Origin of the sequence: Mycobacterium sp. AMU20-3851, assembly GCF_043974665.1 — a bacterium.
Taxonomy (GTDB): Bacteria; Actinomycetota; Actinomycetes; order Mycobacteriales; family Mycobacteriaceae; genus Mycobacterium.
Genome location: NZ_CP146371.1, coordinates 2495189 through 2517678, shown reverse-complemented (window position 1 = coordinate 2517678; position 22490 = coordinate 2495189). Strand labels below are relative to the sequence as shown.

Annotated in this window: 22 protein-coding genes; 9 read left to right on the top strand and 13 right to left on the bottom strand. The window is 68.8% G+C overall.

Annotated elements, in window-relative coordinates; genetic code table 11:
• The first annotated feature begins 114 nt into the window (after positions 1 to 114).
• From lon to V4U86_RS12005, 5 genes are all read left to right on the top strand, one after another.
• Entirely contained in the window at positions 115 to 2457 is a 2343-nt protein-coding gene (gene lon, locus V4U86_RS12025) for an endopeptidase La (protein WP_395311425.1), read from the top strand.
• 81 nt (positions 2458 to 2538) lie between these two features.
• Positions 2539 to 3018, top strand: a complete 480-nt coding sequence (locus V4U86_RS12020) for an OsmC family protein (RefSeq protein ID WP_395311424.1) — start codon at positions 2539 to 2541, stop codon at positions 3016 to 3018.
• Positions 3019 to 3030: 12 nt separating this feature from the next.
• Positions 3031 to 3363: a TfoX/Sxy family protein gene (locus V4U86_RS12015; RefSeq protein WP_395311423.1), complete on the top strand. Its 333-nt coding sequence runs from the start codon at positions 3031 to 3033 to the stop codon at positions 3361 to 3363.
• A gap of 48 nt (positions 3364 to 3411) precedes the next feature.
• Positions 3412 to 4059 carry an endonuclease gene (locus V4U86_RS12010; protein WP_395311422.1) on the top strand — a complete coding sequence of 216 codons (648 nt, stop codon included), beginning with the start codon at positions 3412 to 3414 and terminating at the stop codon, positions 4057 to 4059.
• A 14-nt stretch (positions 4060 to 4073) separates the two neighbouring features.
• A complete protein-coding gene (locus V4U86_RS12005) occupies positions 4074 to 5297 on the top strand; it encodes an NAD(P)/FAD-dependent oxidoreductase (RefSeq protein WP_395311421.1) in 1224 nt (407 codons plus the stop codon).
• 1 nt (position 5298) lies between these two features.
• Here the strand turns inward: V4U86_RS12005 and V4U86_RS12000 are convergent, their stop codons facing one another.
• Genes V4U86_RS12000 through V4U86_RS11990 form a run of 3 tightly spaced genes read right to left on the bottom strand, consistent with a single transcriptional unit; the run spans position 5299 to position 10607 of the window.
• The gene (locus V4U86_RS12000) at positions 5299 to 6774 is read right to left on the bottom strand and encodes an acetyl-CoA acetyltransferase (protein WP_395311420.1); all 1476 of its coding nucleotides are present in this window, start codon (positions 6772 to 6774) and stop codon (positions 5299 to 5301) included.
• Between the two features lie 48 nt (positions 6775 to 6822).
• Positions 6823 to 8247, bottom strand: coding sequence for an aldehyde dehydrogenase (locus V4U86_RS11995; RefSeq protein WP_395311419.1), 1425 nt, complete (start codon positions 8245 to 8247; stop codon positions 6823 to 6825).
• Entirely contained in the window at positions 8244 to 10607 is a 2364-nt protein-coding gene (locus V4U86_RS11990) for a CaiB/BaiF CoA-transferase family protein (protein ID WP_395311418.1), read from the bottom strand. The genes V4U86_RS11995 and V4U86_RS11990 overlap by 4 nt, the downstream gene beginning before the upstream one ends.
• A gap of 84 nt (positions 10608 to 10691) precedes the next feature.
• Between V4U86_RS11990 and V4U86_RS11985 the strand changes: the two genes are divergently transcribed.
• Positions 10692 to 11468: a CPBP family intramembrane glutamic endopeptidase gene (locus V4U86_RS11985; protein WP_395311417.1), complete on the top strand. Its 777-nt coding sequence runs from the start codon at positions 10692 to 10694 to the stop codon at positions 11466 to 11468.
• Positions 11469 to 11510: 42 nt separating this feature from the next.
• On the opposite strand, the gene V4U86_RS11980 is transcribed toward V4U86_RS11985, so the two are convergent.
• On the bottom strand, positions 11511 to 11813 hold the full coding sequence (locus V4U86_RS11980; RefSeq protein WP_395311416.1) for a GlsB/YeaQ/YmgE family stress response membrane protein: 303 nt from the start codon (positions 11811 to 11813) through the stop codon (positions 11511 to 11513).
• A gap of 130 nt (positions 11814 to 11943) precedes the next feature.
• Positions 11944 to 12981, bottom strand: a complete 1038-nt coding sequence (locus V4U86_RS11975; protein ID WP_395311415.1) for an APA family fibronectin-binding glycoprotein — start codon at positions 12979 to 12981, stop codon at positions 11944 to 11946.
• 335 nt (positions 12982 to 13316) lie between these two features.
• Here V4U86_RS11975 and V4U86_RS11970 point away from each other — a divergent pair, with 335 nt between their 5' ends.
• The 3 genes from V4U86_RS11970 (at position 13317) to V4U86_RS11960 (ending at position 16485) form a co-directional block, all read left to right on the top strand.
• Complete coding sequence (locus tag V4U86_RS11970) at positions 13317 to 13988, top strand: SDR family oxidoreductase (protein ID WP_395311414.1); 672 nt, start codon at positions 13317 to 13319, stop codon at positions 13986 to 13988.
• A gap of 68 nt (positions 13989 to 14056) precedes the next feature.
• Positions 14057 to 14980 carry an LLM class F420-dependent oxidoreductase gene (locus tag V4U86_RS11965; RefSeq protein ID WP_395311413.1) on the top strand — a complete coding sequence of 308 codons (924 nt, stop codon included), beginning with the start codon at positions 14057 to 14059 and terminating at the stop codon, positions 14978 to 14980.
• Between the two features lie 119 nt (positions 14981 to 15099).
• Entirely contained in the window at positions 15100 to 16485 is a 1386-nt protein-coding gene (locus V4U86_RS11960; RefSeq protein WP_395311412.1) for an NAD(P)/FAD-dependent oxidoreductase, read from the top strand.
• Here the strand turns inward: V4U86_RS11960 and V4U86_RS11955 are convergent.
• From V4U86_RS11955 to V4U86_RS11920, 8 genes are all read right to left on the bottom strand, one after another.
• A complete protein-coding gene (locus V4U86_RS11955) occupies positions 16482 to 17114 on the bottom strand; it encodes an urease accessory protein UreD (RefSeq protein ID WP_395311411.1) in 633 nt (210 codons plus the stop codon). The genes V4U86_RS11960 and V4U86_RS11955 overlap by 4 nt on opposite strands.
• 7 nt (positions 17115 to 17121) lie before the next feature.
• A complete protein-coding gene (gene ureG / locus V4U86_RS11950) occupies positions 17122 to 17823 on the bottom strand; it encodes an urease accessory protein UreG (RefSeq protein WP_395311410.1) in 702 nt (233 codons plus the stop codon).
• Between the two features lie 30 nt (positions 17824 to 17853).
• Positions 17854 to 18495 carry an urease accessory protein UreF gene (locus V4U86_RS11945; RefSeq protein WP_395311409.1) on the bottom strand — a complete coding sequence of 214 codons (642 nt, stop codon included), beginning with the start codon at positions 18493 to 18495 and terminating at the stop codon, positions 17854 to 17856.
• A complete protein-coding gene (locus V4U86_RS11940) occupies positions 18495 to 20216 on the bottom strand; it encodes an urease subunit alpha (RefSeq protein WP_395311408.1) in 1722 nt (573 codons plus the stop codon). The genes V4U86_RS11945 and V4U86_RS11940 overlap by 1 nt, the downstream gene beginning before the upstream one ends.
• A gap of 37 nt (positions 20217 to 20253) precedes the next feature.
• A complete protein-coding gene (locus tag V4U86_RS11935) occupies positions 20254 to 20565 on the bottom strand; it encodes an urease subunit beta (protein ID WP_395311407.1) in 312 nt (103 codons plus the stop codon).
• 10 nt (positions 20566 to 20575) lie between these two features.
• Positions 20576 to 20878 (bottom strand): urease subunit gamma, encoded by a 303-nt coding sequence (locus tag V4U86_RS11930; protein WP_395311406.1) that lies wholly within the window; start codon positions 20876 to 20878, stop codon positions 20576 to 20578.
• 59 nt (positions 20879 to 20937) lie between these two features.
• A complete protein-coding gene (locus tag V4U86_RS11925) occupies positions 20938 to 21339 on the bottom strand; it encodes a PaaI family thioesterase (RefSeq protein ID WP_395311405.1) in 402 nt (133 codons plus the stop codon).
• Between the two features lie 168 nt (positions 21340 to 21507).
• Entirely contained in the window at positions 21508 to 22287 is a 780-nt protein-coding gene (locus V4U86_RS11920; protein ID WP_395311404.1) for an iron reductase, read from the bottom strand.
• Between the last annotated feature and the right edge of the window lie 203 nt (positions 22288 to 22490).

The following is a 22490-nucleotide window of genomic DNA, read 5'->3' as shown; positions in this document are numbered from 1 at the left end:
ACGCATCAGTCCGGACCGGCAAGGTCGTGTTCGCCCACAGCGCATCACCGGCATGCCGGGAACAACCACACCGGCGCGGTAGTTGAGTGCATCAGAATCAACTTTGGAGGATTGATGCCTGAAGCCATCGCAGTCCCGGTCTTGTTTGTCAGTGAACCCATCCTGCTGCCCGGCATGGTGGTGCCCATCGAGCTCGATGACGCCGCCCGTGTCGCCGTCGAAGCCGCCCAGGCCGCGGCCCCGGAGGGCCAGGACGGCCGGCTGCTGATCGCCGCGCGCCTGGACGACCGCTACCCCACCTACGGTGTGCTGGCCTCGATCGTGCAGGTCGGACGCGTTCCGGGTGGTGGCGTTGCGGCCGTGGTCAAGGGTGAGCGCCGCGCCCACATCGGTACCGGCACCACCGGTCCGGGCGCCGCACTGTGGGTCGAGGTGACCGAGGTTGCCGATACCGAGGCCACCGCCGAGATCAAGGCGTTGGCCGCCGAGTACAAGAAGCTGCTCCTGGCCATGTTGCAGCGCCGCGAGGCCTGGCAGATCGTGGACGTGGTGAACAAGATCAGCGACCCGTCCGCACTGGCCGACACCGCGGGGTACGCGTCGTATCTGACCGGCGAACAGAAGCGTGACCTGCTGGAGACCGAGGACACCGCGGACCGCCTGAGCAAGCTCATCCAATGGACCGGTGAGCACCTGGCCGAGGTCGAGGTCAACGACAAGATCGCCGAGGATGTCCGGGCCGGGATGGACAAGCAGCAGAAGGAATTCCTGCTGCGCCAGCAGCTGGCCGCGATCCGTAAGGAACTGGGCGAACTGGGTCCTGATGGCCAGGAAGGTGAAGCTGACTACCGCGCCCGCGTCGAGGCCGCCGACCTGCCCGACAACGTGCGCGAGGCCGCCCTGCGCGAGGTCGGCAAGCTGGAACGCACCAGTGACCAGAGCCCGGAGGGCGGCTGGATCCGCACCTGGCTGGACACCGTGCTGGACCTACCGTGGAACTCGCGCACCGCGGACTCCGCCGACCTGAAGGCGGCCAGGGAGATCCTGGACGCCGATCACCACGGCCTGGAGGACGTGAAGGACCGGATCGTCGACTACCTGGCGGTGCGGGCCCGGCGCGCCCAACGCAACATGGCCGTCGTCGGCGGCCGCGGTTCGGGTGCGGTGATGGTGCTGGCCGGCCCTCCCGGTGTCGGCAAGACCTCACTGGGCGAATCCGTGGCACGAGCCTTGGGCCGCAAGTTCGTTCGCGTTGCCCTCGGCGGCGTGCGTGACGAGGCCGAGATCCGCGGGCACCGGCGTACCTACGTCGGAGCGCTGCCCGGCCGCATCGTGCGCGCCATCGGCGAGGCGGGATCAATGAACCCCGTCGTGCTGCTCGACGAGATCGACAAGGTCGGCTCGGACTACCGCGGCGACCCGTCCTCGGCACTGCTGGAGGTGCTGGACCCGGCGCAGAACCACACGTTCCGCGACCACTACCTGGAGCTGGATCTGGACCTGTCCGACGTGGTGTTCCTGGCGACGGCCAACGTCATCGAGAACATCCCGTCCGCGTTGCTGGACCGCATGGAGCTGATCCAGATCGACGGTTACACCGAGGACGACAAGGTGGCCATCGCGCGGGACTACCTGCTGCCCCGCCAGGCCGAACGGGCCGCGCTGACCCCCGAGGAGGTCGAGCTCACCGATGCGGCGCTGCGCAAGATCGCCGCGGACTACACCCGCGAACCCGGTGTGCGGCAGTTCGAGCGGTTGCTGGCCAAGGCGTTGCGCAAGGTGACCACCAAGCTCGCCTCCGGTGATGCCAAGATCACGGTCGATGAGCCGGATCTCGTTGAGTACCTGGGCCGTCCGCGGTTCACCCCGGACTCCGACGAGCGCACCGCGGTGCCCGGCGTGGCGACCGGTCTGGCCGTCACCGGTCTGGGCGGCGACGTGCTCTACATCGAGGCCGGATCGACCGACGGTGAGCCGGGTCTCAAGCTCACCGGCCAACTCGGTGACGTCATGAAGGAGTCCGCGCAGATCGCGCTGTCCTACGTGCGCGCACACGCCGAGCAATTGGGCGTCGACCCGAAGGCGCTGGACCGCCAGATCCACGTGCACGTGCCCGCGGGTGCGGTGCCCAAGGACGGTCCGTCGGCCGGTGTCACCATGGTGACCGCCCTGGTCTCGATGGCCACCGGACGTCAGGTCCGCGGGGACGTCGGGATGACCGGCGAGGTGACGCTGAACGGACGGGTGCTGCCGATCGGCGGCGTCAAGCAGAAACTGCTTGCCGCCCAACGGGCCGGGCTCAAGACGGTGTTCATCCCGCAGCGCAACGAGCCCGATCTGGACGAGGTCCCGGCCGAGGTCCTGGAGGCGCTCGACGTGCGGCCGATGACCGACGTGGCCGAGATCGTCACGCTGGCCCTCGAGCTGGCGATGGAGGCGGCGACCGTCGCGGCATAACCTGACGAGCGTGCGTGTTTGTAGGTCCTGACACGGTGTGTCGACCAGCAGACACGCACGCTCGGCAGAAAGAGGGAGCGCATGACGGGCAAGACGCACCACTACGAACTCGACATCAGCTGGACGGGCAACACCGGGACCGGCACCAGCGGGTACCGGGCCTATGAGCGGTCCCACGACGTGAGTGCGCCGGGCAAGCCCACGGTCATCGCGGGCAGTGCCGACCCGGCATTCCGAGGCGACCCGCAGCGCTGGAATCCCGAGGAACTGCTGGTGGCCTCGCTGTCGCAGTGCCACATGCTCTGGGTCTTGGCCCTGTGTGCGCAGGCCGGCGTCACGGTGACCGGCTACGTCGACCACCCGTCGGGCACCATGGCGGAGACCACCGACGGCGGAGGTCATTTCACCGAGGTGGTGCTGCGCCCGACCGTGCACCTCGCCGACCCGGACCAGGCCGCGGCGCTCACCGACATCCACGAGCGGGCCCACCGACTGTGCTTCATCGCCAACTCGGTCAACTTCGAGGTCCGTTGCCAACCGAACGTGGCCGTCGCGACTTAAAATCCGACTGTCATGGCCTACGACGAAGACCTCGCGGAACGCATTCGTGAACTTCTCGCCACCACCGCCGGTGTCGACGAGAAGCGCATGTTCGGCGGGTTGGCGTTCCTGGTCCACGGTCACATGGCGGTATGTGCGTCGGGTCAGGGCGGACTGATGGTGCGGGTCGCGGCCGAGGACACCGCCAAACTTCTCACCCGGGCACACGTCGAGCCGATGGTGATGGCCGGGCGCGAGGTTCTGGGCTGGATCCGGGTGTCCCGCGCCGGTCTGGACGGACGCCGGCAGCTGGCGCCCTGGGTGACCCGCGGCGTGGCCTACGCATCGAGCCTGCCGCCGAAGTGACCCGTCGGCGCCCGGTTTGTCGCCCGGGCACCCGGGTATGCCTGCAGGATGGCTGCAACCACCTCCATGGCGCAGCGACTGCTGCACCGGGCGGGCACCACCTACGCCGACGAGGCCGGGATCACCCTGCGCAACAAACCCAAACCGCTGTTCCAGCTGCTGAGTTTCGCCATGCTGGCCAGCAAGCCGATCGGCGCGTCGGTGGCGGCCGCCGCGGCCCGCGAGATCTTCCGGGCCGGATTGCGTACCCCGGCCTCGGTGCTGCATGCCGACCGCCGGGTGATGATCGCGGCATTCGGGCGGGCCGGATATGCCCGCTACGACGAGAGCTCGGCGACCCGGCTCACCGAGCTGGCCACCGCGGTGCGCGACCGTTACGCCGGGGATCTGCGTAATCTCGCCGAGGAATCCGGCCATGACGTCCGCGCGACCGCACGGTCGCTGCAACAGTTCAACGGAATCGGGCCCACCGGCGCGGACATCTTCCTGCGCGAGGCGCAGAACGTATGGCAGTGGGCGCAGCCATATTTCGACGACCGCACGCTGGCCACGGCGCGCGAACTCGGGTTACCCGCCGAACCCGACGCGCTGCTGTCGGCGTCCGACGGTCGCCCGGCCGAGTTGGCTGCCGCGCTGGTGCGGGTCTCGCTCGACGACGAGCTACGCCGTCGCGTGACGGCCGATCGATCAGCCTAGGAACGGAGAACCTCATGCCCACCGTCGTCATCGTCGGAGCCGGCCTGGCCGGCGCCAAAGCCGCTGAAGCGTTGCGGGAAAACAATTTCAGGGGGCGGATCATCCTGTTCGGCAACGAGCCGCAGCTGCCCTACGAGCGGCCACCGCTGTCCAAGGACTTCCTCGCGGACAAGAAGACGCTCGCCGATTTCACCGTCCAACCCGAGGGCTGGTACGGCGACAACGAGATCGATCTGTGCCTGGGCACCGAGGTGCAGAGCCTCGACCCGGGTGGGCACTCGGTCGGTTTCGACGACGGGCGCCACGAGCATTACGACAAACTGATACTCGCCACCGGGTCACGGGCCCGCCGGCTCGACCTCCCGGGCGCCGACGCGGACGGGGTGCACACCTTGCGCACGGTCGACGATGCGTCCGCCCTGCTGTCGGTGCTCAACCCGGGCAGCAAGCTGGCCATCATCGGAGCCGGCTGGATCGGGCTGGAGGTGGCCGCGGAGGCACGGGAACGCGGCGCCGACGTCACCGTCGTGGAGTCCGCCGAGCTTCCGTTGCTGGCCGCTCTGGGTCCCGAGGTGGCCCGGGTGTTCGCCGACCTGCACACCGCGCACGGCGTGGACCTGCGGCTGAACACCGGTGTGGAGGGGATCACCACCGCGGCCGGCGGCGGGGTCACCGGTCTGCGGTTGGCCGACGGATCGACCGTTGCCGCCGACAACGTCCTGATCGCGGTCGGCGCGCAGCCCAATATCGCGCTGGCCGAGAAGGCCGGCCTGGAATTGTCCGACGGTGGCGTCGCGGTCGATGAGTCACTGCAGACCAGCGACCCCGACATCTACGCCGTGGGCGACATCGCCGCAGCCCGCCATCCCCTGTTCGGCGACCGGATCCGTACCGAGCACTGGGCCAACGCGCTCAAACAGCCGGCCGTCGCCGCGGCCGGTGTGCTGGGCAACCCGGGCAGCTACGACGAGTTGCCGTACTTCTTCACCGATCAGTACGACCTCGGCATGGAGTATGTCGGCCACGCCCCCACCTACGACTCGGTGGTGTTCCGCGGTGACGCCGGCACGCGCGAGTTCACCGCGTTCTGGCTGGACGAGCAGGCCCGGGTACTGGCCGGGATGAACGTCAACGTCTGGGACGGTCTCGACGACATCAAGACCCTCATCCGGTCCGGCCCTACGGTGGACGCGGCGCGGCTGGCGGACCCGGAAGTGCCACTGGCCGAACTGACCTGATTCAGCCCAGCGTCGCGGTCCCGTCGCCGCGCACGGTGATCTTGGTGCCGGCGATGTCCTCGGAGACGCTGGCCGCAGCCTCCGAACGGTCGGTGAGCACCGCCAGGGTCCGGGTGTCCGCCGGGGTACGGACCGCGACGAACGCCTTCTCCGGTACGCCCTCCCGGTCGAACGGCGTGGTCCACGTCTCGACGGTGCCGGTGCCCTCCCACTCGGTTTCAGCGGCCCGCGTGGGCTCGGCGTCGACCGTGGATTGCACGTCCTCCCAGCGGAATCCGGTGCTCGGCGGCGTGGTGCTGTACACACCGAAGCTGTGCTTGGTGAGGTAGCCGCCGTTGGCGGTGATCAGACCCACCGCGCCGGGGCGGGCCGTGAGCTGCTCGGCCATGGTGGCGATGGAGTGCGTGACGTAGTTGTTCCACGGGCCACCCGCGAAGGTCAGCCCGCCGGTGACGGTCAGCGGGCGCTGCGGGTCGTCCAGCGGCAGGCCGAGTTCGTTGGCCGCCACCTGAACCGCCGACGGGAAACACGAGTAGACGTCGATCAGATCGATATCGTCCACCCCGAGCCCGGCCAGCTCCAGCACCCGGGTGCCGCCGATACGGATGGCCGGCGAGCCGTGGAACTCGGCGCGGTGGCTGATCTCGTAGGTGTCGTGGGCGTCGGTCCCGGCGTACGGGAAAACCCAGCGCTCCTGCGGAATCTGAAGATAGGTCGCCTTCTCCGCAGACATCACGATCAAGGTGGCCCCCTGGTCGACCATGTTGTTGGAGTTCATCAGCTTGGTGTACGGCGCGCTTATCATCCGGTTCTTCGGACCCGGCTGCGCGATCTCTTCGGCGGTGAGCGCCTGCTGATTCCAGGCATGCGGGTTGCCGGCGGCCACGGCGCTGAATCGGGCCCACAGTTCGCCGATACGCTGCTGGTGCTCGGCCGGGGTGGCGCCGGCCTTGATCCGCAGCGCCTGCTCGAACATCGGGTACACGAAGGCCGGGCGGTCCAGGCCGATGCGCAACTCACCGGGCCCGGCCAGTGCGAACTCATCCTCGGACCCCGGCGCCAGGGCCACCGACTCGTCCTGTTTCGTGCCCGACATCTTCTCGCCGCGACCCCGGACCCGGGTGCGCGACCGCCAGGTCTCCCCACCGGTGATCAGCACCACGTCGTTGCGGCCGGCCTGGATGTCCAGGCAGGCCTGGTTGACCAGGGACTGCGGCACATTGCCGCCGATCGGGGTGTACCGCGTCGCCGCACCGTCGGCGCCGATGCGCTGGGCCAGCAGCCGGCCCGCATCGCGGTAACGCCAGGACAGCAGGTTGACCACCCGGGTCGAGTCGACCGCGGCGAGTACCCGCGGGTCGGCGGCGGCCCGCGCCGCGGCCTCCATCAGGTCGACAGGTTCGGTCGTCGCGCTCTCCTCGCGCTGGTTGACCTGGCCGTACCCGACGAGCACCGGGGTTCTGGGGTCGATGGTCACTGCTTGTTCCTCTCGATGTGTCCGAAAATGACTGCGGCGCAGCTGGGCTCAGGCCGGCCCGACGCGGTAGATGGATTTGAGCACCTGGTAGGCAGCCAGGCCCTCGGGGCCAAGTTCACGGCCCAGTCCGCTGGACTTCACGCCACCGAACGGGGCGTTGACGTCGAGTTGGTACTCGTTGACGCCGATGGTCCCGGTGCGCACCGCCCGGGCGATATCGGTGGCGCGCTCGACATCCGGTGACCACACCGTCCCGCCGAGCCCGAACTCACTGTCGTTGGCGATATCGATGGCCTCCTGGTCGGTGCCGTACGGGATCACCGTGAGCACCGGTCCGAAGATCTCCTCCTGGGCGATGCGTGCCGAATTGTCCACATCGGCGAACACCGTCGGAGACACGAACCAGCCGCGCGGTTGATCTGCCGGAATAGAGCCGCCCGCAACGAGTTTGGCCTCGGTCCTACCGATGTCGATGTACTCGAGCACCCGCTGCTGCTGGCGCCGGCTGACCAGTGGGCCGATGTCGGTGGACTTCTGCAGCGGGTCACCCACCACCAGGCCGTCGGCCAGCGCGGCCACCGCGTCGACGACCTCGGCATACCGTGAGCGCGGGGCCAGGATCCGCGAACTCAGGTGGCAGGTCTGCCCGTTGTTGACGAATGAGGCCGACCGCAGTCCCTTGACGGTGGCGTCGAGATCCGCGTCCTCGAGGATGATCGCCGCGGACTTCCCACCGAGTTCCAGGGTGACCGGGCGCAGCAGCCGGCCGCAGGCCTCGGCGATGATGCGTCCGGCGGCGGTGGACCCGGTGAAGGCCACCTTGTCCACTCCGGGGTGTGACACCAGATGCGCACCGGCGGTCGGGCCGCCGGCGACGATGTTGAGCACACCGGCGGGCAGCCCGGCCTCCTCGGCCGCTTCGGCGAACACCAGTGCGTCCAAGGCGGTTTCGGGTGCGGCCTTGAGCACCATGGTGGCTCCGGCGGCGAGCGCCGGGGCGATCTTCATGATGGCCAGCGCCTGCGGGTAGTTCCACGGGGTGATGGCGGCGACGACGCCGACGGCTTCCCGGCGCACGATGGTGTGCCCGATCGCGGCGGGGCGCGTCTCCTCGTCGGCGGCGCGCTCGATCAGGTCGGCGTAGTAGCGCAGCAGGACCGCGGGGAACATGCCGTTGGCGCCCTTGGACAGCCGGATGGGCATCCCGTTCTCCCGCGAGCACAGCTCGAAGGTGCCGGCGGCGCGTTTCTGCAGCGCGTCGGCGAACAGTCGCAGCACCGCCGCCCGCTCCTGCGCCGGGGCCGAAGACCAGCCCGGCAGGGCCGAGCGCGCCGCGGCAACAGCGTCGTCGATCTCTGCTTCGGTTGCGGCGGAACCGAATCCGAGCTGTTCCTCGGTGGCCGCCTCGATGACGGGGGTGGACTCGGATGCGGTACGGAACTGTCCGGCGATGAAGACGGATGCGGTGGTCACGGTGTGGTCCTCTGGTCGCTGGTGCTGTCGATCAGCACGCTGTTCTCGAATAAAACACCGTCGGCGACGAGGCGGTCGATCTCGGTGTGGTCCAGGCCCAGGGCCCGGTGCGCGATGTCGCGGGTGTCCTGCCCGGCCGTCGGCGCCGGACGCAGTTCGCTGCGCGGAATCCGCCGGTACGGCGCGGGCCCGGTCTCGCTCGGCATCGGCTCCTCGAACAACGGGTGCTCCAGATCGCTGTAGAGCGAACGGAACTGCAACTGGACGTCGTCGAGTACATCGGCCGGCCGGTTCATCGGTCCGGCCGCGATGCCGGCCTTCTGCAGTTCCTCGGTGACCTCGTGTTTGTCCCGGCTGCTGGTGTACGCGCCGAGAATGGCCGTCAATGCGCCGGCTCCCTCGGGCAGGTCGATGCCGATCAGGCCGGCCAGGGCGTCCCGGTCCGTCTGGTTGCGCACCGAGATGACGCACCATTCGTCGTCACCGGCACACGGGCAGACCGCGTGGACCGCGGGGTCCCCGGTGATCGGCAGGCCCGCCTGCGCGGCCGCCTCGGCGACGTACTCCACCGCAAGCTGGTTGACCGCCACCTCGGCCTGCGAGATGTGCACGTGCGCACCGGTTGCGGTGCGCTCCCGATGGATCAGGGCCGCCAGCGCGCCGATCGCGGTGATCCGCGCCGCCACATGGTCGGGGAAGACGGTGGTGGCATCAAAGAATTTGTCCTTGTCGGCTCCCAAGCCGCGCCAGAGCCGCGTCACACCGGTGCTGGCGCGCACCAGCGGGCCGTAACCCATCCGGGCGCTCCACGGGCCGGTGGCACCGAAGGCGCTGCTTTCGGCCAGTACCACGGTGGGATTCAGCTTCTGCAGCGCCTCGTAGGAGAACCCCAGCGCAGCAAGCGTTCCCGGCTTGAAGTTGGCGAACACCGCGTCGGCGCGGCCGACCAGCGACTTGAAGATCTGCGCGCCGTCCGGGTTGCGCAGGTCCACTCCGAAGCTGAGTTCGTTGCGGTGCGTGAGCGCCCAGGACGCGCTCATGGCCTGCCCGGGCGCGGTCTGGCGCAATCCGTCCGGGTAGGCCGCGCTCTCGACCTTGACCACCCGGGCGCCCAGATCGGCGAACAGCCGGCCGAGTTCCCCGCCGGCCACGATCACGCCCAGATCCAGGATCCGCAATCCCTCGAACGGCCGTTGCCCGTTCTTGCGGGGTCGGCCCGGTGTGTTCCGCTCGCCTCGCCATTGTGGTGCGGCATCCTCCCGGGCAGGTGCAATGAGGCCGCGGTGGATGCCGTCGACGACGAACGGCCCGACCGGAACGGTGACGGTGTCCCCTCCGGCGGTCGGCATGGGCGCCAGCGCGCCGACGGCGCGGAAGTGTTCGGAGGCCAGCGCCTCGGCCGGGGTCTGCACCGCGGCGATCGGCACGCCGCGGGACTGTCCCTGCTCCACCAGATCCGCCATCGTCCGGTCGGCGAACAGTTCCCCGATGGCTGCGTTCAGTTGCTTGGATGCGGCGAATCGTGCTGCGATGGAATCGAATTCGGGACCGGCAAACTCCTCGGGTTCACCGAGCCAGGCCCGCATCCCGCGCCACTGACGTGCCGAGAGCAGGCAGATGCGCACGAAGCCGTCGCGGCAACTGAACGTGGGATAGATCTGCTGGTTGCGGGGACGTCCGCGCCAGCCGCCGGAACGTTTGAGCCCGGACGCCGCCTGGCCCTGCGAACCGAACGGCGGGTCGAGCGCCTGCACCACGGCCTCGAAGCGGGAGAAGTCGATGTAGTCGCCACTTCCGTGCCGGAGCTGGTGGTAGTAGGCGGCCAGCACCGCCCACGCCGCCTGTGCCGCGGCGGTCGCGGTCGCGATGCCCGTCGGCGGCAGGACCGGGGTCCCGGTTGCCGGGCCGGACCGCGACAGTGCGGTGGACATCGCGTAGAACACCGCATCGGTGCCCTGCCAGGACCGGTACGGCCCGTCGGTCCCGAAGTCGGTGACCGACATCGCCACCAGTTCGGGGTGCCGGTCGGCCAGCTCTGCACAGGAGGTGCCGAAGGCATTGGTCAGCACGCCGTCGTCGACGACGATGTCCGCGTCGGCGGCCAGTTCGTCGAAGCGCTGCCGGTCGGCGTCGACCCCCGGATCGAGGGTGGTGATGCGTTTGTTGGCATTGCCGAGGGCGAAGGGCACGCTCGTGCCGCCGACGAGCGGGGCGGCGTTGCGGTCTGCCCGCTGGCCGGGCAGCTCGATCTTGAGCACGTCGGCACCGAGGTCGGCCAGCAGTCTGGTGATGCCCGCGGCGGCCTCGCCGGCGAGGTCGAGAACCCGAACGCCCTCCAGGAGGGGCTGCGCGGCCGTCACGGCGTCTTCCTCAGCACGCTGGACACCCTATCGCGTCAGTTCGCTAACTTAGGTAGACAACCACGGCACGTACAATTGCAGGCGATGTCTGATGCCGGCGCGGTGGTCTCACCGATCGAACTTCCTGCCCACCCGCTGGTGGGGCAGCTTTCTGCGCTGCATCATTTCCGGATCTACGTCGACGTGGCCGTGGTCGTCGTGGTGCTCGCCCTCACCAACCTGGTGGCGCATTTCACCACGCCGTGGGCCAATGTCGTGATCGTGCCCGCCGCCGCGGTCGGCCTGGTGGCGCTGGTGCGCTCCCGCGGGCTGGGCTGGGCGGAACTGGGTCTGGGCCGCGAGCACTGGCGCTCGGGCGCCGGGTATGCCGCCGCCGTCGTCGGCCTGGTGCTGGTGGTCATCGCCGTCGGCGCCTTACTGCCGTGGACACGTCCGATGTTCATGAACGACCACTACGCCACGCTGTCCGGGGCGCTGATCGCCTCGATGGTGATCATCCCGCTGCAGACCGTGATTCCCGAGGAACTCGCGTTCCGCGGCGTCCTGCACGGCACCCTCGATCGCGCGTGGGGTTTCCGCGGTGTCGCGGCCGCCGGATCGCTGCTGTTCGGCCTCTGGCACATCGCCAGCTCGTTCGGCCTGACCAGTGGCAACGTCGGTTTCTCCCGCATCCTCGGCGGCGGGGTGTTCGGCATGGTCGCCGGTGTGGTGGGCGCGGTCATCGCGACCGCCGCCGCCGGTTTCGTCTTCACCTGGCTGCGCCGGCGCAGTGGCAGCCTGATCGCGCCCATTGCCCTGCACTGGTCGCTCAACGGCATGGGCGCGCTGGCCGCCGCCCTGGTCTGGCACGTTTCCACCTGACCGCGACAGACCGATTCGGCGGGGCCAGCGCTCCTGCCGGGGCTAGGTCCTCTTCGTCACCAGCCCGACGATCCACAGCAGGATGACCGAGCCCAGGACCGCGGTGAACAGCGTGAACCACCAGCCGCCGCCCGCGGTGTCGACGAAGAAGCTGAGCAGAAAACCACCGATGAGGGCGCCGACGATGCCGATGACGATGTTCATCAGGATGCCCGAACCGCTGCCCTTGACGATCTTTCCGGCGATCCAGCCGGCAATGGCACCGATGATGATGTAGCCGATCCAGCCGACGCTCGTCTGGGTGGTCGAGCGAGCAAGAAACTCCGTTGCGGCCATCATGTCCATGAGCGAACTCCTGCCTGTGTAAACCCTTGTCGGGCGACACCCGGCCCCGATGCCGGGCTACCTTCCGGTTTACCCGGGCCCGGTAACGATCGTGCCCGCCAAACGGGCACGATCGTTCAACGCCGCAGGGTTAGGCCGGCAGCATTCCGGGCGCGGTGTTCGGGTCGACCGGCACCGGCACCCCGACACCGGGCCGCGCAGGAGGCGCATTCGGATCCGGCGGCGGCGCGTTCGGGTCCGGAGGTGTGTTCGGATCGGCCGGCGGCGGCGGGGGCGGGGCCGCCGGCGGGGTCCACGGCCGGATCGACTGGGCCAACGCCGCGGCGGCGTCCCGGTCGACCGGGTTGTTGGCGGTACCGAGCCACACCACGAACCAGCGTTCCGGCGCCCGGTTGCCCCGCTGCGTACCGGCGGTCGGCGCACCGACCACACCGGCCCAGATCTGGCCGGTCGGCTTGTTGGTGTCGGTGAACTTCACCTCGTAGTAGGAGGCGGACCCGGTGAGATCACCGGCGGTCAGCGGGGTGGTCTGCTGGCCGATCCGGGTCCCCGGGAAGGGCATGAAGAACTCGCCCATGTCGGATGCCAGCCGAGCCGCGGCCTTGGCGTTGTCGGCCTCGGATCCGGCGAACAACTTGAGGTCCAGACGGCCCAGCAGCACGCTGGTGTCGTTGGGCGACTGTTCGGTACCGGGCGGCGGGATCTTGGTCAGCAGTGCCTGACCGTAGGACAGCTGGGTGGCGTCGGCGACCTTCCATCCCTCGGGCAGCAGATAGCTGAACCCACCGGGGGCGTTGTTGACCCGGCCGGGCTCCGGCTCGGGTGCCGGCGGTTCGGCGGGGGCGTTCGGATCGACCGGCGGTGCGTTGGGGTCCGGCGGCGGCGCGTTCGGGTCCGCGGGCGGTGGCGGCGGAACACCTGGCGGCAACGGCGCGGCCGGCGGCGCGGGTTCGACAGGCGGAGCCGGCGGGACGGGCTCACCCGGAGGCACCGGAGCGGGCGGGGCCGGCTCGACGGGCGCGGGCGCCGGGGGCACCGGTTCGGCATTCGACACCGCGACCGGCATCGTCAGGGCCGCCCCGGAGGCAACCGCGGCAGCCGCCGCTACCGCCGCAAGCCTCGTCGAGAGTCGCCTGCGGTGTGAGTCATTCACGTCCGACTGATCCATGGGGAAGAAAATACCGTGTTACAGCCGTGACGCAAGTGTGAGTTGCTCTTAAAGTGCACTTTGAAGACGTTGCTGGGCAACGCAAAAGGCAACGCAGTTCGCTGTGAACGCGATTGCTGGATTCCGGCGCCCACGACGCGGCCCACCGGTGGCGTTCGGGTGTGCCGCGCAGACCGCCGGTGGGGTCTGCCCTGCACGTCGCTGCGGGCGTTCCAGACGTTACGAGGACAGCCGCGACGGGTCGGCCGTTCAGGCGCGTCGAATTTCCCCCACGTAGCTACCGTCCAGTAACATAATCGCAACGCGCTGGCTTCAGCGTCGACCAAGGAGGTTCCATGGAGATGCTCGTCACCGGTGGCGATACCGAACTCGGCCGCGTCATCGCGCGGGGTTTCCGGGACGCGGGCCACAACGTGGTGATCGCTGGGTCCCAGCGCGCCGAGCTCGAAGTGGCCGCCAAGGAACTCGATGTCCAACACGTGGTCTTCGACACCAACGACACCGCCGGCCTCGACACGGCACGCAGTGCGTTCCCACAGCACCTCGACGGCATCGTCAACGTGCCGGCTCCGCGCTGGGACGCCGGCGATCCGCGCACCCACACGTTGGCCGACCGGGCCGCGGCGTGGCGGCACGCACTCGACACCACCGTGCTGGCGGCGGTGCTGACGACCTCGGTTCTCGGCGACCAGCTGAGCTCGGGCGGGTCGATCATCAACGTCGTGCCGACCAATCCCGTCGAGGGCAGCGCCGAGGCCGCCATCAAGGCCGCACTGGCCAGCTGGACCGCCGGGCAGGCCGCCCACTTCGGCATCCGCGGCATCACCATCAACCTCGTCGCGGCAGGCCGCAGCGCCGATTCCGGGTACGACGGCCTCGACCGCGGACCTGCCTCCACCGCCGACGAAATCACCCGTCTCGCACTGTTTCTCACCACGCCGGCCGCCCGGCACATCACCGGTGAGACGCTGCACGTCAGCCAGGGTGCGCTCGCCAGCTTCGGCTGAGATATTCCATCGTTCGCCCCGAGCTGAAACGGGGTCGGCGCGGCACCCGATTGTGGTTTCGTGAAACCGTGATCAAACTCGGACTCCAGATCCCGAACTTCTCCTACGGCACCGGCGTCGCCGACCTCTTCCCGACCGTGATCGCGCAGGCGCAGGAAGCCGAACGCGCCGGCTTCGATTCGGTGTTCCTGATGGACCACTTCTACCAACTGCCCGGTCTCGGCGCGCCCGAAGAACCCATGCTGGAGGCCTACACCGCGCTCGGTGCACTGGCCGCCGCCACCGAGCGGGTCCAGCTGGGCACGCTCGTCACCGGCAACACCTACCGGAACCCCACCGTGTTGGCGAAATCCATCACCACCCTCGATGTGATCAGCCAAGGCCGCGCGATCCTGGGCATCGGCACCGGCTGGTTCGAACTCGAACACGACAGCCTCGGCTTCGAATTCGGCACCTTCACCGAGCGGTTCAAGAAGCTCGACGAGGCCCTGCAGATCATCGTGCCGATGCTCAAGGGTGAACGTGTCACCGTGGACGGCGCCTATTACCGCACCCGCGAGGCCTTCGCCAATCCCCGCTTCCGCGAACATGTTCCGTTGATGATCGGCGGCAGCGGCGAGAAGAAGACCATTCCACTGGCCGCGCGGCACTTCGACCACCTCAACATCATCGCCGGGTTCGACGAGCTGCCCCGCAAACTCGAGGTGGTGCGCCGGAGCTGCGAGGAGATCGACCGCGACCCCGCGACGCTGGAGACCAGCATGCTGGTGGTGGCGATGATCGGTGAGCAGTTCACCGCGGACATGATTCCCGAGGACTTCAAGCAGCAGGCCGTGTTCGGCACTCCCGACCAGGTCGCCGAACAGCTCAAGGAGAGGGTCTACGACGTCGGCGTCGACGGCGTGATACTCAGTCCGGTGACCATCGGCGGGTACGTGCCCGGCGGGGTCACCGCGGTGGCGGAGGCGTTGAAACCGGTGATCTCGGGGTAACCCCCGGCCCAGGAGTGCTTTCGGGTTCGGTGCGCCATCTCACTGCGCTGGTGGGATGGCCACCGACTACCCTAGGGTTGTATTAACAAAGTTATTGCTGGCCCTCGCTAGGAGCAGAAATGAGCCACCCCGGAGCTACGGCATCGGATCGGCACAAGGTAGTCATCATCGGTTCGGGTTTCGGTGGCCTGAACGCCGCACAGGCGCTCAAGCGTGCCGATGTCGACATCAAGTTGATCGCCCGCACCACCCATCACCTGTTCCAGCCACTGCTCTACCAAGTGGCCACCGGCATCATCTCCGAGGGTGAGATCGCGCCGCCGACCCGGCTGATCCTGCGCAAGCAACGCAACGCGCAGGTGCTGCTGGGCGACGTCACCCACATCGACCTGGAAAACCAGACGGTCGACTCGATCCTGCTGGGGCACACCTACAGCACCCCGTACGACACGTTGATCCTGGCCGCCGGTGCCGGTCAGTCCTACTTCGGCAACGACCACTTCGCGGAGTGGGCGCCGGGCATGAAGACCATCGACGACGCCCTGGAACTGCGTGGCCGCATCCTCGGCGCGTTCGAGCAGGCCGAGCGCTCCAGCGATCCCGTGCGCCGCAAGAAGCTGCTGACCTTCGTCGTCGTCGGCGCCGGCCCCACCGGTGTCGAGATGGCCGGCCAGATCCAGGAACTGTCCGACCAGACCCTCAAGGGCAGCTTCCGGCACATCGACCCGACCGAGGCGCACGTCATCCTGCTCGACGCCGCCCCCGCGGTTCTGCCGCCGATGGGCGAGAAGCTCGGCCGCAAGGCCCAGGAGCGGCTGGAGAAGATGGGCGTGGAGATCCAGCTGAACGCCATGGTCACCGACGTCGACCGCAACGGCATCACCGTCAAGGACAAGGACGGCAGCCTGCGCCGTATCGAGTCGGCCTGCAAGGTGTGGTCGGCCGGTGTGCAGGCCAGCCCGCTGGGCAAGGACCTGGCCGCCCAGTCGGAGACCCAGATCGACCGGGCGGGTCGCGTCATCGTCAACCCCGACCTGTCGATCCCCGGTCATTCGAACGTCTTCGTGGTCGGCGACATGGCCTTCGTCGAAGGTGTGCCGGGCATGGCGCAGGGCGCCATCCAGGGCGGCAAGTACGTCGCCGCGATCGTCAAGAACGAGGCGGCCGCCCGTGCGCACGGCACCAAGCCCAAGCCGCGGGTCCCGTTCAAGTACTTCGACAAGGGCTCGATGGCCACCGTGTCCAAGTGGAACGCGGTCGCCAAGGTGGGCAAGCTGGAGTTCGGCGGCTTCATCGCCTGGCTGGCCTGGCTGGGGCTGCACCTGATCTATCTGGTCGGATTCAAGACGAAGATCGCCACGCTGCTGTCGTGGGCGGTGACGTTCCTGAGCCGTCAGCGCGGTCAGCTCACCATCACCGAGCAGCAGGCGTACGCCCGGACCAGGATCGAGGAACTCCAGGAGATCGCGGCGGCGGCGCAGGAAGGCGAGAAGGCGGCGAGTTAGCCGCCCAATCGCTGTCCCTGCCAGGTCGACAGACTGCCGCCGCCGGCCAGTTCGAGCAGGGTTCCGGCCCCGGCGAAAGTGGTTTCGGGGTACCGCAGTTCACTGACGCATGCCATCGGTGTGCCCAGTTCGTCGTCGGCGACCGATCCGGTACCCAGCTCGACCCGGTGCCGCAACAACGGTCTGCCTGCGACGTCGGCGTGCAGTGCCGAGGTCCAGAAGCCTTGGTGCTCACCGGTTCTGCCGATCTGCGCGCTTTCGCGTATCCGCGCGGTGCCGGACTCCCCTACCTGGATCCGGGTGTGGGTGTGGTGGCGGGCATCGGCGGCGACGACGGTGGGCTGCGGATCGACGTCGAGTTCGCCGTCCACCTCCAGAGCCCAGCAGCTGTGCGATTCCCTGCAGCTCGCGCCCGGGAGCGCCAAGGTCGCCGCTGCGCTGCGGACCCTCAGCCGGGCTCCGGCCTCGACGATGATCCGCACCGAGATGACGTCGCCGCCGAGCGGGGTGGCCGCCGCGGAGAGCAGATGCACCGTGTCGGACTCCGTTCGGCGCACGGCCAATCCGCCCGCGCACTCGATGTGCGGGCCGCGGCCGGGCCGGGCCACCAGCAGGACGTCCGAACGCATCTAGGGGTTACCCATTCCCCGTCGCTGCGCTCGCCTGGCTGGGCACCCGCAGTTGTTCACGGACCCACTGCAGCACCGGTGTGGCGGCGGGGTCATCGGTCAGCGAGATCAGGACGAACGGCCGGTCCCCGCGCACCACGGTGGAGTCCCTGCGCATGACGTCGAGGTCCGCACCGACGAGCGGGGCGAGATCGGTCTTGTTGATCACCAACAGATCCGAGAAGGTGACGCCCGGGCCGCCTTTGCGCGGCACCTTGTCGCCGCCGGCCACGTCGACCACGAAGATCTGGACGTCGATCAGACCCGAGGAGAACGTCGCGGTCAGATTGTCCCCGCCGGACTCGACCAGGATGAGGTCGAGTCCGGGGTTGGCCGCGATCAGATCGTCGATGGCGTCCAGGTTGGCGGTGATGTCGTCGCGGATGGCCGTATGCGGACACCCACCGGTCTGCACCGCGGCGATGCGTTCGTCGGGCAGCACCGCGTGCCGGCGCAGGAAGTCGGCGTCCTCGGTGGTGTAGATGTCGTTGGTGAGCACCGCCAGCGAGATGTCGTCCCGCAACTGACGGCACAGCGCGGCCACCAACGCGGTCTTGCCCGAACCGACCGGCCCGCCCACACCGATGCGCAGCGGCTCCCCCGGCTGACGTACCCGCTTGGGCCGGTCGTGGTGGGTGTGCGGCTCACCGTCTGTGAAATGTGGTGGCATGTCAGGACCTTTCGTTCAGGAGACGGCAATTCACGATACGAACAGTGGTCGCTCGCGGGCGGCGTGCTGTTCGGCCAGGACGTCGAGCAGCGGGTCGGACAGATCGGCGAGTTCGTTGACCGCGACCGCCGCGGTCTGCTCGCACAGCGGTGCCAGTTCGAAAGTGAGCGCCGCGACATCGGCCGGGTCGAGCGCCAGCAGCCGTTGCGCCGCAGTGGCCGAGCCGGTCATGGTGGTGTAGACCAGCGAGAGCGCGGTGTGCTCGGGCGCCACCGCGCCGGCGATCCCGACCACACCGGCGGCCACCGCGAGATGGGGTCTGGCGCCGAGCGCGCTCCATGGGTGATCCGGCCATACCCGCTTCGCCAGCCGCAACAGTCCGCGTCCCTGCGCGCGGGAGGCCGCACGGGCGGCCGGTGACGGTGTGCGGGCATCGGTTTCGGCATCGGCTGCCTCGACCGCCAGACTGCCGGTTTGCACCGCCGCGGCGATCGAGGCCGTCACCAGGCCCTGGCTGCGGATGCGCCTGCGCAGGTAGGCCCGCAGGGTGGGAACGTCGACGACCCGCCCGCTGGTGATGGCCTCCTCGACACCGCCGGAATGCACGTGCCCACCGGTGGGTAGCCGGGAGTCGGCCAAGGTGAGCAGGGTGGCCAGTGAATGAGCAGCCATCAGAACAAGAAGTAGCGCTGCGCCATCGGCAGTTCAGCGGCGGGCCGTTCGGTCCACACGTCACCGTCGATCCGCACGGTGAACGTGTCCGGATCCACCTCGATGCGCGGCATCGCATCGTTGAGCGGCATCTGTGCCTTTCCGATCTGACGGACGTTGCGGACCGGCACCAGCTTTCGGCGCAGATCCAGGCGTTGGGCCAATCCGTCCTCGATCGCGGCCGGCGCCACGAAGTGCACCGACGTCGCGGCGGCCGCGGCGGGCGCGGCACCGAACATCGGGCGCGGTAGCACCGGCTGCGGAGTCGGGATGGAGGCGTTGGCGTCGCCCATGGCCGCCCAGGCGATCATGCCGCCCTTGACCACCGCGTGCGGGCGCACCCCGAAAAACGCGGGCTCCCACAGCACCAGGTCGGCGAGCTTGCCCACTTCCACCGAACCGATCTCACCGTCCAGGCCGTGCGCCACCGCGGGGCAGATGGTGTACTTCGCGACGTAGCGCCGGGCCCGGTTGTTGTCGGCTGCGCCGTCGCCGGGTAGCGCACCGCGCCGGCGTTTCATGACGTGCGCGGTCTGCCAGGTGCGCAGCACCACCTCCCCGATGCGCCCCATCGCCTGGGCATCACTGCCGATCATCGAGATCGCACCGATGTCGTGCAGCAGATCCTCGGCGGCGATCGTCGAGGGCCGGATCCGGCTCTCGGCGAATGCGAGGTCCTCGGGGATGCGCGGGTTGAGGTGGTGGCACACCATCAGCATGTCGAGGTGTTCGTCGAGGGTGTTGACGGTGTGCGGACGGGTCGGGTTGGTGGAACTCGGCAGCACGTTCGGCTCCCCGGCGACCGTGATGATGTCGGGTGCGTGACCGCCGCCGGCGCCCTCGGTGTGATAGGCGTGGATGGACCGGCCCTTCACCGCGGCCAGGGTGTCCTCCACGAACCCCATCTCGTTGAGGGTGTCGGTGTGGATGTTGGCCTGCACGCCCGCGGCGTCGGCGACCGTCAGGCAGGCGTCGATCGCCGCCGGGGTGGTGCCCCAGTCTTCGTGCAGTTTGAAACCCGCTGCCCCACCACGTAACTGCTCCCACATCGCCTCGGCGCTGACCGTATTTCCCTTGCCCAGCAGCGCCACGTTCAGTGGCCAGGAATCCAGAGCTTCCAGCATGCGCGCCAGATGCCAGGAACCCGGTGTCACCGTGGTGGCCTTGCTGCCCTCGGCGGGGCCGGTGCCGCCGGCGATGATGGTGGTGATGCCGCCGCTGAGCGCCTCCTCCATGATCTGCGGGCAGATCAGGTGCACGTGGCAGTCGATGGCGCCCGCGGTGACGATGCGCCCGTTGCCGGCGATGATCTCGGTGGAAGGCCCGACCACCAGGTCCGGATGCACGCCGGACATGATGTCGGGATTGCCGGCCTTGCCGATGGCCACGATGCGGCCGTCGCGGATCCCGATATCGGCCTTGACGATTCCCCAGTAGTCGATGATCACCGCACCGGTGATCACGGTGTCCGGAGCGCCGTCGGCCCGGGTCGCCCGGGACTGCCCCATGGACTCCCGGAGCACCTTGCCGCCACCGAACACCGCTTCGTCGCCCGCCAATCCCGGCCCGCCGCTGCGATCCTCGGTGATCTCGACGAACAGATCGGTGTCGGCCAGCCTGATCCGGTCACCGGTGGTAGGACCGTACAGAGCGGCGTAGCGGTCACGGGAGAGCGATGTCACCGGGCGCGGTCCTGTCGAGTCTTCGCGGGAGCGCTCATCACAAATCCAATCTGCCGGGCGGGTTCAGGGACAACCCGTGGACCTCACGTGCCCCGCCGAGCGGGACCAGCGAAACCTGCTGGGCGATGCCGGGTTCGAAGCGCACGGCCGTACCGGCAGGGATGTCGAGCCGGTACCCGCGGGCGGCGTCCCGGTCGAAATCCAGCGCGGAATTGGCCTGCGGCAGGTGTACGTGGCTGCCTACCTGCACCGGCCGGTCGCCGGTGTTGATCACCGACACGGTCACCGCCGGGGCGCCGCCGTTGAGCACGATCTCACCGTCGCCGAAAACCACTTCTCCCGGAATCATCGGCACGTCCTCACGGGATCGGGTGGTGCACGGTCACGAGTTTGGTGCCGTCCGGGAACGTCGCCTCGACCTGGACGTCGTGCAGCATCTCCGGGATGCCCGGCATCACCTGCTCGCGGGTCAGCACCTCTCGCCCACTCACCATCAGCTCGGCGACACTGCGCCCGTCCCGGGCGCCTTCGAGGATGTGGTCGGTGATCAGCGCGACCGCCTCCGGATGGTTCAGCGTGAGGCCGCGTGCCTGCCGACGGCGCGCCAGTTCGGCAGCATAGGAAATGAGTAACCGCTCTTGTTCATGCGGCGTCAATCGCATAGTGCGCGATCCTGCCACGCCGTGGGCGAGTCAGCAGCGCTCGGCGACTGTCGGCGAGGTCACGCCGCGATGTTCTGCAACCGCACCTGGCCGCGGGCCACCGTGCGACCGTCCTCGTCGCTGATGGTGATCAGCCAGAGCTGCTGGCGGCGACCGCGGTGGATCGGCGTCGACACCGCGGTCACCACACCGGATTTGATCGCGCGCAGGAAGTCGGTGTTGTTGTTCACCCCGACGACGGTGCCGCCGCCGTTCTCCATCAGCCAGGCGTGGCCGGAGACGCTGGCCAGGCTTTCCACGATGGAGCAGTAGACCCCGCCGTGCACGATGCCGAACGGCTGCTTGACCTTGTCGGTGATGATCAGCTGGGCGCGTCCCCCGTCCGGAGTCACATCCAGGTACTGCAGTCCCAGTTCTCTGTCGAAGCCGGCGCCGAGGCCGGGCGGCACGGAAGAAGTCACGAGTTCAGTGTCTACACCTTCCCGCGCCGGTGGTGGTGTCCGGGAATGCGGAAGGGCCCCACGCGTAACGCGTGGGGCCCTTCCTTCGAGTGGACCGGGGGTCTCTGCAGCCCTCAGGACTCCGGCTCGGTCCGTTAGTCTCGCCCATTCAGCATAGGCAAGGCTTGCCTAATTTAGCAAGGCCTTTCCGGCGCCAATTCTGGTCGCGCCGCGAACCGGCAGGCCGAAACCCACCAATGCGTCGAGGATCGCCTGCCCGCGGCACATGCTCGTCAGCTCGCTGGAACCGGCCAGCAGTGGCACCTGCGTCGACGCGCCGACAACCGCCGCACCGACGATGTTCCACATGGCGGCGATGGAGATGGCGCCATCGCTGACTTGGTAGAGCTTGGCGAACAGCGGGGCCAGCGCCCGGTGACTGCGATGCGCGACCCAGGTGGCCAGCGCCGCCTCGCTCGGCAGCGCCACGATCCCGTCGCGCCGGGTGCGCACCGCGCCGACGGTGGAACGCGGCACCAGGTGCGGGTCGTCGGGCAGCGCGCGCAGGGTCGGATCCACGACGCCCACCCAGTCGATCGCCCCTTCGGAGTCCACGTGCACCCAGAGGTTCTCCAGGCCGGTGTCCCATGCGCGCCCCTCCAGCGCGACCAGCGGCACCACCCGACCGATCACCACGTGCGCCAGCGTCGCCGCCAGCTGCTGGGCGACCGCGGCATGACTGTCGGTCTCGGCCACGCCGGCATCGAACATCACCTGCAGCCGGTCGGTGGTCATCACCTCCATCAGCGGCCACCAGCGCCGCCGGGACAGATCCCCCATCACCGCCACGCCGTACACCCGCGGGCATTCCGGATAGAGCTCGCGCAGACGCCGGCTCGAATCGTGCAGCGGCAGCGCCCGCCTAATCGACATGCGTGCGATCAGCGGATCGTCGATCACGACCGTCATCAGCACCTCCTCCTCGGTTAGGTTAGCCTTACTATAGTCACACGAGTCGCGGGGGCCAGTTCCTGTGACTGGACTCACAGACACCGACGAAAAAGCCCGTGACCGGCACGGGAAGGCAGGAGACCGGGCAATCGCCCGGAACCGCAGGTGGGATACGACGCACGGTAGTAACCGCGTAGTACCCTGAATCCATTGCTCAGGGG

Bases quoted from the DNA above. Each gene is read 5' to 3' on its own strand.
- lon (WP_395311425.1), top strand. From the start codon at position 115: ATGCCTGAAGCCATCGCAGTCCCGGTCTTGTTTGTCAGTGAACCCATC.
- V4U86_RS12020 (WP_395311424.1), top strand. From the start codon at position 2,539: ATGACGGGCAAGACGCACCACTACGAACTCGACATCAGCTGGACGGGC.
- V4U86_RS12015 (WP_395311423.1), top strand. From the start codon at position 3,031: ATGGCCTACGACGAAGACCTCGCGGAACGCATTCGTGAACTTCTCGCC.
- V4U86_RS12010 (WP_395311422.1), top strand. From the start codon at position 3,412: ATGGCTGCAACCACCTCCATGGCGCAGCGACTGCTGCACCGGGCGGGC.
- V4U86_RS12005 (WP_395311421.1), top strand. From the start codon at position 4,074: ATGCCCACCGTCGTCATCGTCGGAGCCGGCCTGGCCGGCGCCAAAGCC.
- V4U86_RS11985 (WP_395311417.1), top strand. From the start codon at position 10,692: ATGTCTGATGCCGGCGCGGTGGTCTCACCGATCGAACTTCCTGCCCAC.
- V4U86_RS11980 (WP_395311416.1), bottom strand. From the start codon at position 11,813: ATGGACATGATGGCCGCAACGGAGTTTCTTGCTCGCTCGACCACCCAG.
- V4U86_RS11975 (WP_395311415.1), bottom strand. From the start codon at position 12,981: ATGGATCAGTCGGACGTGAATGACTCACACCGCAGGCGACTCTCGACG.
- V4U86_RS11970 (WP_395311414.1), top strand. From the start codon at position 13,317: ATGGAGATGCTCGTCACCGGTGGCGATACCGAACTCGGCCGCGTCATC.
- V4U86_RS11960 (WP_395311412.1), top strand. From the start codon at position 15,100: ATGAGCCACCCCGGAGCTACGGCATCGGATCGGCACAAGGTAGTCATC.
- V4U86_RS11955 (WP_395311411.1), bottom strand. From the start codon at position 17,114: ATGCGTTCGGACGTCCTGCTGGTGGCCCGGCCCGGCCGCGGCCCGCAC.
- ureG (WP_395311410.1), bottom strand. From the start codon at position 17,823: ATGCCACCACATTTCACAGACGGTGAGCCGCACACCCACCACGACCGG.
- V4U86_RS11945 (WP_395311409.1), bottom strand. From the start codon at position 18,495: ATGGCTGCTCATTCACTGGCCACCCTGCTCACCTTGGCCGACTCCCGG.
- V4U86_RS11935 (WP_395311407.1), bottom strand. From the start codon at position 20,565: ATGATTCCGGGAGAAGTGGTTTTCGGCGACGGTGAGATCGTGCTCAAC.
- V4U86_RS11930 (WP_395311406.1), bottom strand. From the start codon at position 20,878: ATGCGATTGACGCCGCATGAACAAGAGCGGTTACTCATTTCCTATGCT.
- V4U86_RS11920 (WP_395311404.1), bottom strand. From the start codon at position 22,287: ATGACGGTCGTGATCGACGATCCGCTGATCGCACGCATGTCGATTAGG.